General features: G+C 51.4%; 12 protein-coding genes and 1 pseudogene. 6 read left to right on the top strand and 7 right to left on the bottom strand.

All coding sequences use genetic code 11. The features are described from left to right. Positions 1-131 precede the first annotated feature (131 nt). Positions 132-869 (top strand): IclR family transcriptional regulator, encoded by a 738-nt coding sequence (locus K7397_RS01205; RefSeq protein ID WP_223066098.1) that lies wholly within the window; start codon positions 132-134, stop codon positions 867-869. A 138-nt stretch (positions 870-1,007) separates the two neighbouring features. Here the strand turns inward: K7397_RS01205 and K7397_RS01210 are convergent, their stop codons facing one another. From K7397_RS01210 to K7397_RS01220, 3 genes are all read right to left on the bottom strand, one after another. Further along, complete coding sequence (locus K7397_RS01210) at positions 1,008-1,175, bottom strand: hypothetical protein (protein WP_223066099.1); 168 nt, start codon at positions 1,173-1,175, stop codon at positions 1,008-1,010. A gap of 336 nt (positions 1,176-1,511) precedes the next feature. Next, complete coding sequence (locus K7397_RS01215) at positions 1,512-2,426, bottom strand: NAD-dependent epimerase/dehydratase family protein (RefSeq protein WP_223066100.1); 915 nt, start codon at positions 2,424-2,426, stop codon at positions 1,512-1,514. Between the two features lie 68 nt (positions 2,427-2,494). After that, positions 2,495-3,349, bottom strand: coding sequence for a MerR family transcriptional regulator (locus tag K7397_RS01220; RefSeq protein WP_223066101.1), 855 nt, complete (start codon positions 3,347-3,349; stop codon positions 2,495-2,497). Positions 3,350-3,536: 187 nt separating this feature from the next. On the opposite strand from K7397_RS01220, the gene K7397_RS01225 reads away from it, so the two are divergent. From K7397_RS01225 to K7397_RS01240, 4 genes are all read left to right on the top strand, one after another. Then, a complete protein-coding gene (locus tag K7397_RS01225; RefSeq protein WP_237690572.1) occupies positions 3,537-4,532 on the top strand; it encodes a sulfonate ABC transporter substrate-binding protein in 996 nt (331 codons plus the stop codon). Next, positions 4,529-5,311 (top strand): aliphatic sulfonate ABC transporter permease SsuC, encoded by a 783-nt coding sequence (gene ssuC / locus K7397_RS01230; RefSeq protein ID WP_223066103.1) that lies wholly within the window; start codon positions 4,529-4,531, stop codon positions 5,309-5,311. Before K7397_RS01225 ends, ssuC begins: the two co-directional genes overlap by 4 nt. Positions 5,312-5,330: 19 nt before the next feature. After that, positions 5,331-6,143 carry an ABC transporter ATP-binding protein gene (locus K7397_RS01235; RefSeq protein ID WP_223066104.1) on the top strand — a complete coding sequence of 271 codons (813 nt, stop codon included), beginning with the start codon at positions 5,331-5,333 and terminating at the stop codon, positions 6,141-6,143. A gap of 363 nt (positions 6,144-6,506) precedes the next feature. Next, positions 6,507-7,100, top strand: coding sequence for a YitT family protein (locus tag K7397_RS01240; RefSeq protein WP_223066105.1), 594 nt, complete (start codon positions 6,507-6,509; stop codon positions 7,098-7,100). 4 nt (positions 7,101-7,104) lie between these two features. On the opposite strand, the gene K7397_RS01245 is transcribed toward K7397_RS01240, so the two are convergent. Further along, on the bottom strand, positions 7,105-8,280 hold the full coding sequence (locus K7397_RS01245) for an MFS transporter (protein ID WP_223066131.1): 1,176 nt from the start codon (positions 8,278-8,280) through the stop codon (positions 7,105-7,107). 563 nt (positions 8,281-8,843) lie between these two features. Between K7397_RS01245 and K7397_RS01250 the strand changes: the two genes are divergently transcribed. Beyond that, the gene (locus K7397_RS01250; protein ID WP_223066106.1) at positions 8,844-9,296 is read left to right on the top strand and encodes an SRPBCC family protein; all 453 of its coding nucleotides are present in this window, start codon (positions 8,844-8,846) and stop codon (positions 9,294-9,296) included. A gap of 303 nt (positions 9,297-9,599) precedes the next feature. Here the strand turns inward: K7397_RS01250 and K7397_RS01255 are convergent, their stop codons facing one another. The 3 genes and pseudogenes from K7397_RS01255 to K7397_RS21225 form a co-directional block, all read right to left on the bottom strand. Then, positions 9,600-10,424: a helix-turn-helix domain-containing protein gene (locus K7397_RS01255; RefSeq protein WP_223066107.1), complete on the bottom strand. Its 825-nt coding sequence runs from the start codon at positions 10,422-10,424 to the stop codon at positions 9,600-9,602. Positions 10,425-10,579: 155 nt separating this feature from the next. Next, positions 10,580-12,001 (bottom strand): NAD(P)-binding domain-containing protein, encoded by a 1,422-nt coding sequence (locus tag K7397_RS01260; protein ID WP_223066108.1) that lies wholly within the window; start codon positions 11,999-12,001, stop codon positions 10,580-10,582. Positions 12,002-12,112: 111 nt separating this feature from the next. Continuing rightward, a pseudogene (locus tag K7397_RS21225) lies at positions 12,113-12,254 on the bottom strand (IS256 family transposase); the annotation flags it as partial.

The raw sequence follows: 12,254 nt of genomic DNA on the forward strand, positions 1-12,254 counted from the left end.
AGATCGAGAAGATTCGAATGAATTATCATTATCTGATTAATTGTTATCGTATAATAATAAATAACTGTTCAAATTCTGTCCTAATATGTTATAATCCCATACAAATATCCTATAAGAGAGGTTTTCTCCTAATGAACGGCAATCAAACCCTAGGCCGTGCGCTGGATATCTTGTTCGCGCTGGCAGAAGCACAGACAACACTGACCGTTACCCAGATCGCTGAAAAGGTATCGATACCCGACAGTACCGCCTACCGTTTTCTGCAGACGCTGGAGCATAACGGTCTTGTCGAACGAAGAGCAAAAGGGCAAATCGGACTCGGACTGCGCATTCTGGATTTGGCCCGTAATGTCCATCAGCAAATTGACCGCAGGATGCACGATCTGGCCCTTCCGCTGCTGGAAGAGCTGACCGAAGCAACGGGCGAGACTTCTATTCTGGCTATCCGTTCCGGTCTTAACACTGTGTGCGTACAGTCTATTGAAAGTCACCGCCTGATCCGGCTATCCATTGAAAACGGTCGCATTATGCCTTTGTATTCCGGAGCTACCGGCAAAGCCATTCTTGCCTTCGAATCCGCAAAGGTTTGCGATCAGGTGCTGGAATCCGTGAATGACACAGCCAAGGCCAAGCTTGTGTCCGAGCTCGCTTCGATCCGTAAAACGGGATTTTCCAAAACCGTGGGAGAGGTCGACACCGATGTATTCGGCGTTGCCGCCCCTGTTTTTAATTCCCGTGATTACGTCCTTGCTTCTATAACCGTGGCCGGCCCTGTGAGCCGCTATGACGAGGGATTGGAAATCCCCCGCAAGGTGTGCGAAGTCGCGAAGACGCTTTCGCTTAAGATGGGCCAAATCGAAAAGATATAGATATTTCTTTTTAGGATAACAGAGTGGAAGCTATGAAATTAAATAAGTATTGGAACATGCAGAGCCAATTGACCATCACGTTGGCGGTTGTGGTGATCGTTTCGACCCTTACTTTAGGTTCTGTGGTCGACTGGAGCGTTAAACGGTATTTGGCAGGGTTATGGCAACTACCCGGGCGATCGTGGAGCCGTTTCCGCAGCCTCCGAGGAGCAGCTTGCAGGCATTGAAAAAGCATCTAGCCATTTGACCGAGCTCGGCAAGCTGTCTGTCCAACTGGAGGAAGCCGTCCGGCGTTTTCGAATCCATGAGCAGAAGCAGCGACTTAAGCGACTTAGAGAAAATTTGCAGATGAACAGCCCTTAAGAAAGAAAAACCTAGCGGAAGATCACCGCTAAGTCCTTTGCTGTGCTATGTGACACGTTTGTGCGTGGGGGAGGGAATGAGTATGGAGTTCCACCGCTGTTAGACCCATGTTCTTATTAAACCTGCTAGATGGTTAGAACCTGGCTCTAAAGGCGGCCGCTTCGCTCTCCACCCCATACTCCTTCCCACTTCGGATCTACTTCGAGTTCTTATGGAGTTTTCTCGGATCATGACATCCTTCACAAACCAGCAGCTTAAAGAAGCTGCCGCCTGTCACTCTCACTGATGCCGACTCCATGCCAATGTTTTAGTCAAAGCAAGCTCCAAAGGCGTAGCCGCCAGCTTGAACCGTTCAGTGAAGGAGCTGCTGTCCACGATAAAATCTTGTTCAAATTGATACAGCATCTCAATGCTTTCCCGGGCTTCCGGCAAAAAAATACCGCCTATCCGAAGCATCCCCTTCCCCATGGAACGAATCGACGGGGAATGTCCGGCAAGTTTATAGGCCATTTCAAGAAACTCCCTTGTCGTAACCGTATCAGCATTCGGTACATGCCAGGCACGGCCGAAGGCATCCTCCTGTCGGCTCAGCACCACTAACGCTTTTCCAAAATCATCAATAAAGGTGTAGGTATGCTTCTTGTCCGGATTGCCAATTACCGTGCAGGTTTTACCCTCTCCGATGGATTTGAAGAGCCGCCCCACAGCTGAATTAAACACGCCAGGACCAAAAAAATCGGATCCGCGGCCCATTGTGACCAGAAGCCGCCCCTCTTGAAACTGCTTCAACAGCCGACGAGACATCTCTGCGCGAATTTTCCCTTTCCTGGTAACGGCAGCATACGGCAAGCCCTCATGCAAGCTGCCCTTGACCTCGCCATACATGTACAAGTTCTCTGCGACAACCAATCTGGCTTCGGCAGCCATAGCGCCTGCGACGATATTCTCCTGGAAAGGCAAAAATAAAGGATCCCATTTCTGATACGAAGGCTGCGCGCATTGAAAGACAAACTTCGCATTCTTCATTACGTCTTGTGCCTGCCCCTTGTCCATCAGATCCGCTTTAACGACCTCCACGCCTGCAGGAACACTTGCGTTTCCACTCAAACTGACCATCTTGACGGGCTCGCCGCTCGCTGCTAGTTCCCTCATCACCGACATCCCGAGCGGGCCCGTTCCTAAAATGACATTCATCGTGATATCTTCATCCTTTCGGCAAGTTTCTGGATAAAAACAAAATAAACCCTATAGCCACTATAGGGTCAATCCTTTTTAACGGGCACCTGCAGCTCCACAATGAATTCTTCAGGCTTTATCATCTGAGCCATATCCACGAAATATTGCTCTATTGCCGGCCCTACTTCCCGGTAATGATTTCTGTCCATCCATTCCAGCAGCTTGCCATAAATCCGTTTGCAGGATTCTTCGTTAGGGATTCCGCAGTAAAGAGCGGTAATGTACTCTCCCGCCGGAATAACCCCGAGATCTTCGTCAGGGGCCTGATTTTCCGGAAAATCCACCGAAATACAATACTCCAGCTCGGCATCGGTACGGTCAAAAGTCATAATATTTTCATGATATATGGTCATCAATCGTCCAGGCGTCAAACCATTCGCTTCAGCTTTATGATACAGTTCCGTAAATCTTACGATGGAAGCATCCATTCCGCTTGCCGATCTCCTTCGATCACTAAGAACTTGCCGAGCGGGATAGGATTTCAATTCCACCAGAACATCGAGCTCCTTCAGCCCGCTGCTTAACTCTTTCAGATCTAAAATCTGGCCTTTTCTATGTGCAATGGATGCTGCAATTTGTTCCAATTGCCGAATCTCCGTCACCGTTTGCCTATGTTTGAATTCAAGCTTGGTTAACAGGTTGTCCAGACTGTCATCCTTCATCGCAGCTTTTATTTCCTCAAGGGAAAAGTTAAGCGACTTCATATCCTGGACGATTTTAATGTACAGCACATCAAAATTGGAGTAGTACCGGTAACCCGTGAATTTGTCCGTGTAGCCGGGTTTCACCAACCCGATCTTATTGTAATAACGCAGCGTTTGGATGGATATATTGCAGATCTTCGCCGCTTGGCCAATCGAATATCGCTGATCCCTGTTCAATGATTGACTCCCCTTTAAACACGAAGTGTACTACCATGATAGTCTCCCGCTATACCGGATATCAAGAGAGACTGTTCACTTCTTGGGAGCAGACAGGTACCTAATCATTCTGGGCGCATACCCTATAAGGAAACCGCGTTAGGGCCGGTCATCATAAATGAAAAACGGGAAGGGAAGTGTTTCAGCATTGGGTAAGAATAGGGGCCTCGCAGCCTTTATCAGTCTGCTGCTTGTTTGTTCAGCTTTGTTGTCCGCTTGTTCAGACAAGGCAGCTTCTTCGGGGCAAACCAATACAGACGCGAAACAAACGATCCGAATCGGCTACCAGAAGAATGGGCCGCTGTTTATTCTGAAGAACCAGGGCAACCTGGAAAAACGGCTGCAGCCGCTTGGGGTTTCGGTGGAATGGTTTGAATTTCCGTCCGGACCGCCGGTTCTGGAATCCCTAAACGCAGGGAGCATTGATTTGGGGCGGACCGGGGATGCACCTCCCATTTTCGCCCAGGCAGCAGGTTCTTCGCTGGTCTATGTAGGCGTAGGAAAGCCCAAGTCGAAAGGAACGGGGTTTCTCGTCAAGAAAGACTCGGCCATCCGGTCGCTGCAGGACTTAAAGGGAAAAACCATCGGTTTCTCGAAAGGCTCGAGCTCCCACTATTTTCTGGTCAAGGTGCTGGGGCAAGCCGGGCTGAACCTGACCGACATCAAACCTGCTTACCTGACGCCGGGGGATGGAAGGATTGCCTTTGAGCAGGGGAACATTGACGCCTGGATTGTATGGGATCCCTTCACGGCCGATGCCGAGCGGTCAGCCGACGCACGCGTGCTGATCAGCGGGGAGGGTCTGACCTCGGATCGCGACTTCTTTCTGGCTTCTGCGGAATACGCCAAAAACCACGGGGATATCATCCGGATTGTGCTTGAGGAAGTCCAAAAATCTTGCGACTGGGCCAATCAAAATCAAGGTAAACTGGCCGACCTGCTGTCCTCCCTTCTCGGCATCGACAAAGCTTCTATGGAAATGGCCATTGAACGGAGGGAATACGGGCTGGATGAAATGAACGAGGAGATCATGGAGGAGCAGCAGGAAGTCGCGGGTACGTTCTATGACCTCAAGATCATTCCCGAGAAAGTAAACGTCAAAGAGAGATTTTTCATGCTCCCTAAAAAGGAAGTAGGAAAATGAGGCATTCCATCTCCCACTGGATACTAAAAATGCTTCCCTGGGGAATTCCGTTTCTGCTGCTTGTGTTGTGGCAGCTGTTCACTGAGGCCGGCATCGTCTCAAGCAAAATTCTTCCCGCTCCTCTCGATGTCTACTTCGCGGCTGTGCACCTGATGCAGACAGGCGATCTGCCCCATCACGTCTGGGTCAGCCTTTGGCGGGCATTGATCGGGTTTCTGATCGGCGGCAGCCTCGGGTTTGTCCTCGGCCTGTTTAACGGGCTGTTCCGCAAGGCAGAAATGCTGCTGGATACTTCAATCCAGATGCTGCGGAATATTCCGCATCTCGCTTTGATTCCACTCGTGATTCTATGGTTCGGCATTGGAGAGGAGGCCAAAGTCTTTCTCGTCTCCCTGGGTGTTCTGTTTCCGGTCTACCTCAACACCTTTCACGGGATCAAATCGGTGGACCGGGGGCTGATCGAAATGGGCAGGATGTATGGACTGAAGGGATTTGCGCTGTTTTGCCATATTATCTTTCCAGGAGCTCTCTCTTCTATTTTGGTCGGGGTCCGTTTCTCTCTGGGCATCATGTGGATTACGCTGATCGTGGCCGAAACCATCTCCGCCACTTCCGGTATCGGCTACATGGCCATGAACGCAAGGGAGTTTATGCAAATGGATGTCATCGTCTTGAGCATTCTGCTGTACGCGCTGCTGGGCAAGCTTTCGGATGTGATCGCCCGCTTTCTTGAAAGAAGATGGCTGAAATGGCACCCGAGTTATGAAAGGAATTCCTAAACGGATGGGGGAATCAGGCATGAACAAGAACGATCAGGAGATTCACCTGGAGCTGCTTAATTTGCAGAAAAGCTTTGCGGAAGTGAATGTTCTGAACATGCTCAATATGAACATTCACAAAGGTGAATTTATCGCCATTGTCGGCAAGAGCGGATGCGGCAAGAGTACGCTGCTCCGACTGCTCTCCGGCCTCGAGAAACCAAGCGCCGGCGAAATTGTGATGGAGGGCAAACCTCTTGCAGGTCTAAACCGTCAGGCCTGCATCATGTTTCAGGACGGACGCCTGTTGCCGTGGAAACGGGTTCTGCACAATGTCGGGCTTGGATTAAAGGGTGATCACCAGGAGGAAGCCATGGAAGTGCTGCGGCATGTCGGACTGGAAAATAAATCCTATGAATGGCCCTCCAGGCTTTCCGGAGGACAGAAGCAAAGAGTTGCCCTGGCCCGCGCCCTGATTCATAAACCAAGCCTGCTTCTGCTCGACGAACCACTGGGAGCGCTGGATGCCCTCACCCGGCTGGAGATGCAAAGCCTGATTGAGGAAATCTGGGCGCACAGGCGCTTTACCGCTCTGCTCGTTACCCACGATGTCGAGGAGGCCGTTGCGCTGGCGGATCGCGTTATCGTGCTGCAAGACGGGAAAATTGCGCAGGAGATCAAGGTTTCCCTGCCCAGACCGAGAGGGCGGGATCGAGCCGCTTTCGCCTCCATCGTTAACCGGATCTTAAAGCAAATTATCGGAGCTCCGAAGCCTGTTTCGGGCATTTGGAACGAAGGGCCGGAATATGCCTCCCATTCCGTTCCGAGAATAGGCATAAGCAGTGCGGAATAGCGGAATGCAGCCAACCCCTCGCCTACAGGCTGAAGCCCTGCTATGCGGAAAGGTTGGCTTTTTTATGTATGAAATACAAGCCCGTTTTTGAATATATAAAGAAGATGGATGGATTCAGAAGAAGCTAAAAGCTTTCTGCAAGAAAGCTGCTTCGCAGTGACACATGATTCCATCATTTGTGCAGGCTTATATAAATCGCGGGGTTTCCATAATTGTGACATCCCTTTCAGTCCGCAAGCATACACTTGAACAAGCAGGACGGGGCTACCCTTCCAATCCAACCTGAGGGATGATATCCACGTGAAAATCCAATACAGCTCATACAGAGCATTCGTCTTTCGCCGGTTATGCAGAAAGAGCTCCATGATCATAACAGGATCTCTAATCCAGGGGTTCGGCATGGGCGTGTTTCTATTTCCTCATTCCATCCCCTCCGGCGGGGGAGCAGGCCTCGCGGTTCTGCTGAATTACTTACTTCACCTTCCGATCAGCATCGGTCTATGGCTTGCGAACATTTCGTTTCTCCTCTTTGCGGTTCAGTACCTCGGAAAGTTCAGCGCTTTCGGCACCATCCTTGTTATCACGACTACGGCTGTGTCCGTCAATTTTTTTGACGTTTATGTGGACAGCCCTTTTGCAAACGTCTGGTTCGACCTTTTGGCCGGGTCCCTGTTTCTGGGGACAGGGATAGCCGTCCTCATCGGACAGGGCGTTTCCAACGGAGGCATCGGATTTGTCGCTCTGGCGATTGCGAAATACAGGCGTATCAACCCGGGAACGTCCCTGTTTTGGATGAATACAATCATTTTTCTCGCCACCGCTTATTTGATCGATTGGAAAATCATTATTCAAGCGCTACTCTGCCAGTGGCTGTCCACGAGAATGGTCAACTGGTTTCATAACCCTTATGTTAGCCGCAGAAAAACGGGCGGCCATTTGGCCTGGCGGAAGAAATAACGGCTTATTCATGCTCCTGTTGATTCACGCGAATCATCAGCAAAGCCAGCAATCCGACCAAAAAAGTAAACACGGCAAGCGATGCGAACATACCTATTCTGGACCATTCCATGAGCCAGCCGAACAGAGGAGGGCCGATGGCAACCCCAAAGAATCTGACCGAACCGTAAAGCGAGGTTACAAATCCCCTTCTTTCTTTACCGACCGCACCTGTTATAAAGCTGTTGATGCAGGGGAGAATGAGCCCCGTGCCGAGACTGCTCAAGGCAAGAATCGAAATGAACACGGTCAGGTTTTTGAAAAACGGAAGGGTACCATATGAAACCGTCAAGAGGATAAAGCCGAGGACGATCAGCTTTTTCATGAGCTGCCGGTTCTGCCCGATTTTACTTCCGGTAATATACGAGGTAGTGCACATCACCAGCAAAGGAATCGCCAGAACCAGCCCTTTGATAACCCCGACAATGCCATACGATTTCTCGAGCGCATCAGATAAATAGAAGAGAATGCCGAACAACGTGAACAAGCAAGTTGCCCCCGCCAGATAGGCTGTTAGCAGCCATCTCCCCTCTTGCTTGAATACGCTAACCAGCCCTTGAACGTATTTGCCCAATCCTGGCGGCTCCTCTTCCCTCTTCTTTTCCTTGATCCAAATCCATGACAGAATGATCGAAATCAAAACCACGGCCGGAAATGCAAAAAATACGCCATACCAAACAATCAGCCCTATCAGTGCACCGAGGATCGGCGAGATTACTTTTCCAAAACCGTTGGAGGCTTCAACAAGACCCAGCACCCTGCTTTCCTCGGCCCCTTTAAACAGATCTCCCGCAAGCGCCATGGCAATGGGAGCGGTTCCCGATGCGCCGATTCCCTGAAGGGTTCGCCCAACGAGGATCCATACATAGGCATGCGAAAATAGCGCGGCTGCAAAACCGGCCAGCAGTCCGCCGATCCCGTAAAGGATCAAGGCCGGAATAATGACAGCTTTGCGGGTGAAGCGATCCGACAAATACCCGAGAACCGGAATGCAAAACGCCGCGACCAAAGAGAACATCGTAATGGTCAGACTGACCTGCAGCGACGACAGCTGGAGCTCGGACTTCATTTTGGGCAAAACCGGAATGAGCATGGAATTGCCCAGCGTCATAATAAGCGGAATGGAGCCTATCGCCACCATAGCCCTGGTCGAATTAGGCGAATGCGTTTCGGCCACTTTGCTTGCCTCCTTCAGATGTAAACCTTATATCGTTAACATGTCCTGGCACGAATAAGGTTATTCTGAGGGTCAGGGCAGCTGGACTTTACTTGTCTTGTTCAGGTCAGGACTGTTTAGATAAATTTGAAGACGACCGTGCTCTGGGGAAATGATAAAGATTGCCAAGCATAAGTCATTCCAAATGTATAAGCCCTTGTAAGGACTGTGCAATGTAGGAGAGTACTGTATTCCCCCATCTAACGACGAGTTGACTTCTTAGTCTCTTACTCTAACCTAAGCAGCCTTTAGCGAGAAACCCGCTCAGCCAATCCCAAGCAAATCGAATACGGCCAGCACGGCAATGGCTCCCAGTCCAGTACGCTCAGTGTCTTCACCGGTTTTTTGCAGTAAAAATGGAAGTCGGGTATTTTAGATTGTCGCGTTTTTACAATACCCGCCGATTTCGTTTCATTTATGATGGAATCGACAACACTTATAAATAAGGCTCAGAACCAACAATAAAACCAATGAATGGAGGACGACGCATGGATCTCGAATACGTGCTTTACATCGGGGCTAAGCCCGAAGTGATATGGCAAGCCTTGATTTCACCCGAGGGGACGCGGGCGCTATTTTTCGGCTGCATTCTGAAATCGACCTTTGAGGTCGGTGCCCCCTATGCATACATCGGACCCGGCAGCGATGGGGAGGAAACGGTTCATGTCTACGGCAAAATATTGGCCTTCGAGCCGAACCGGCTGATGAGCTACACGGAGCATCCCGGGCCATCCTACCGGGACAACCATGCGGAGCTGGAAACCCGAATTACGCTCACGCTGGAGACGGTGGGTAATTGTACAAAGCTGACGCTGGTGAACGACAGGTGGCCGGAACATCATCCTTCCTATGACAGCACGAAAGAAAGCTGGCCGATGATTCTGAGCAATCTCAAAACCTACGCAGAGTCGGGCAAGACATTGGATTTGGGCTGGTCATGAAAGCGGGGACCGGAATGACCATATACATAGCTCTACTGCGGGGAAATAAACGTGGGCGGCAAAATTCGGTGTATCCGCGACCGTTCGAACTTGGAACACCCTGAACAAACTCACCCAATTAGCGAGCGGATGAACCATGAATCATGGAGGCGAATCTGTGGACAAGAAACCTCATGAGCTGCCTATTCTATTCTTCGCGGATCAGTCCGCTTTCGAGGATTGGCTTGAACGGCAAGCAGAAACGGCAAAGCCGCCCTTTAAAAGGCGGCATTTTAGCTTGATGATGATAACTGCTAGCGGGTGTCAATCGGAATTGACCTTAGCCTCCGCATTTTTCCGGATATATTCTTCCGGGGACAAGCCAACGATACATTTAAAATCTTTGATAAAATGACTCTGGTCATAATAGCCCAGCTCGGCGGCAAGCTGCGGCCAATTCGCGGGCTGCCCATGGGCCAGCTGATCCGCAACCTCAAGCAGCCGGTACCGGCCAATGACCCATTTGGGCGAGATGCCGACATACTTGCTGAACATCCGCTGCAGCATTCTCGTCGTCAAATGGAACCGGGAGGCCAGGTCATCCACCGTCTTCATCGCCCGGTCCGCTCTTACGGTATCCACGATCGTTGTGATTAACGAGATTGTCTCATCCTGAACAGCAGGCATACGCCCCCGCAGGAAGGCTTCCGTAATCGCTACACGCTCATGGTCGTCATCCCCCGCCCGAATCGCCCGCTCCCAATCGGCGGCTTCGGCTCCCAGCACCTCATGGGCCGGGATCGATCGGCCGGTATAGGTGCTGACCGGAACGTTCACAAACGGGAAAAAGGCGCCAGGCCGAAACTTGACTCCAAACACGACGCCCTGCTCTTTCAATACATACGAAAATTTTTCCTTGACGATCCCTACGATGCGGCATTGATCCGGCTCGATGACCAGGTGGACCGAAGGATGGGGCAGGTTTTCCGAAACCTGCGGCGCCAGGCCGCGCAGATCCCAATCCACCGCCCAATAATGCTCCACGAACAGATCCAGGTCCTTCGATGGGGAAAATAAAGCTAACGTAAAATTCTCGCGTTTCTTCTGGACCTGCAGCAAACCGCTTGGCTTTTTCTCGCTTGTTTCCATTCGTGTCCTCTCCTCTGAATAGAAAATCGGGTCGGGCAGGCTCATTTTAGCACAGGTTTAGTCCCGAAAACGACAAAAACCCGCTCCAGCGAGCGGGTTTTCCGTATGAAGGCAAGCCGTAGACCCCGGACCGTAAATCCATGATTCGCCTTTATTTAGCTGTCTTGTTTCGGCCATTCGCCGACAAATTCCGCCTCGTCATAGTCAAAGAAGCCCTTCAAAACCTCTTCTCGATCATCGAGGAACAGCTGATCCGCCACCGCGCTCACGAGCTTCGGTATGGCATATCTCATGCCCGAAAGCGCCGAGGCCGAAAGACCGCAGCTGATCAAAGCCGAATAGTTAAAGGCAAAAAGTCCATGCAGACGTTTCTTGCCCTCTTCATCGCGGCTCAGGAAAGCAAAGCCGGGGCTCAGGTAAGGATGCGCGTCGACCAGCGGATTGGCCACCTCTTCCGGCGCTTTATACCGGTCGCCCCACCGGGCAATGTGGCCTTCAACAAGCTTCAGCTCCGGACGCAAAGCCGGATCGGAGAGAAGGCCGGTGCTGATGATCAGGAAATCGAAGGTGAATTTACCCTGAGGCGTGGTCACCACCGCCCCTTCGCCCGTGGCCTCCACATCAAGCCATGGCGAGCCTAAGTGCAGATTAAAGCCTGACCATGAGGCTGCGCGTCCAAAGGTATCATTGGTCGGCGGCTGATTGAACTTGAAGAAATGGGAGATCGCCGCATATTTATCGGCGCCTGGCAGAGCCGGGAAACGTTCAATCAAGCCGGAAACTTCCATCTGCCGAATCGGATTGATCCGAGGCAGCTCCTTGCGCCGGACGAAGACGTGAACCTCAGCCACACCTTCCGACAGCGCGAAATTAGCATTATCAAAAGCGGAAGCGCCGCCGCCGAGCACAGCCACCTTTTTACCCCGCAGCGCTTCGAAGTCAATGGCTTCCGAGGTGTGAGCATACAGATGACGCGGCAGTTTTTCCAAAATCATCGGCGGCACATGCCACTCACCCCCGCCCTGAATGCCCGTGGCCAGGATGACCTTTCGGGCCAGCAGCTGACCCGCTGGCGCTCCCGCTCCTTCGATATGCAGACGGTGAATCCCTTCTTCAGCAGGCTCAATCAGCTTAAGCTTCACTTCATTCACGACGGGCAGATCCAGAACCTTCCGGTACCAGCGCAGATAGTTCATCCAATCGCCCCGCGGAATTTTATCGAGCTGTTCCCAGCCCTCAGGGCCGAATTGCGCTTCCCACCATGAGCGGAAAGTAAGAGAAGGAATGCCAAGATCGATAGAGGTCAAATGTTTCGGTGTTCGCAGCGTCTTCATCCGGGCATAGGTGATCCATGGCCCTTCCAGCCCTTCCGGGTTCTCATCGATGACGAGGATGTTGGACACCCGTTCGCGCAGCAGGCCGAAAGCTGTGCCCAAACCGCTTTGGCCGCCTCCGACGATGACCACATCGTAGACATGCCCTTCAGGATGGCTGCGCGGCTGTACCCAGTCCACGCCTCCGTAAGCCAGATAGGATAGATCGGTTTTCACTCGTTCGTTCAAAGCTTCTAAACTCATATTTATCATACCTTTCAACGATATCCTTGAGATGCAGGTTCGCATGGGAGGGTGTGTCAATAATTTTGTGTAAACTCATTTATAGAGACTCCCCCATGGGGGAGATTGCCCTTACGGCAGATGTTGGCCGATGCGTTCGGGGAAGAAGACCGAGAACTGCAACAGCATTTGGCCCCAGTTCTGGACACGGCCTGTCCATTTGCGGGTGACATCCATGGTGACCAGATACAGCATCTTTAGCAGCGCCTCGTCC

It is taken from the genome of Paenibacillus caui, from assembly GCF_019904135.1.
Classification (GTDB): Bacteria; Bacillota; Bacilli; order Paenibacillales; family Paenibacillaceae; genus Fontibacillus; species Fontibacillus caui.

What these genes read in the sequence shown, in the direction of transcription:
- K7397_RS01235 (WP_223066104.1), top strand. Translation starts at nt 5,331, where the DNA reads ATGAACAAGAACGATCAGGAGATTCACCTGGAGCTGCTTAATTTGCAG.
- K7397_RS01210 (WP_223066099.1), bottom strand. Translation starts at nt 1,175, where the DNA reads ATGGATTCGAAAACGCCGGACGGCTTCCTCCAGTTGGACAGACAGCTT.
- K7397_RS01260 (WP_223066108.1), bottom strand. Translation starts at nt 12,001, where the DNA reads ATGAGTTTAGAAGCTTTGAACGAACGAGTGAAAACCGATCTATCCTAT.
- K7397_RS01215 (WP_223066100.1), bottom strand. Translation starts at nt 2,426, where the DNA reads ATGAATGTCATTTTAGGAACGGGCCCGCTCGGGATGTCGGTGATGAGG.
- ssuC (WP_223066103.1), top strand. Translation starts at nt 4,529, where the DNA reads ATGAGGCATTCCATCTCCCACTGGATACTAAAAATGCTTCCCTGGGGA.
- K7397_RS01245 (WP_223066131.1), bottom strand. Translation starts at nt 8,280, where the DNA reads ATGGTGGCGATAGGCTCCATTCCGCTTATTATGACGCTGGGCAATTCC.
- K7397_RS01250 (WP_223066106.1), top strand. Translation starts at nt 8,844, where the DNA reads ATGGATCTCGAATACGTGCTTTACATCGGGGCTAAGCCCGAAGTGATA.
- K7397_RS01240 (WP_223066105.1), top strand. Translation starts at nt 6,507, where the DNA reads ATGATCATAACAGGATCTCTAATCCAGGGGTTCGGCATGGGCGTGTTT.
- K7397_RS01255 (WP_223066107.1), bottom strand. Translation starts at nt 10,424, where the DNA reads ATGGAAACAAGCGAGAAAAAGCCAAGCGGTTTGCTGCAGGTCCAGAAG.
- K7397_RS01205 (WP_223066098.1), top strand. Translation starts at nt 132, where the DNA reads ATGAACGGCAATCAAACCCTAGGCCGTGCGCTGGATATCTTGTTCGCG.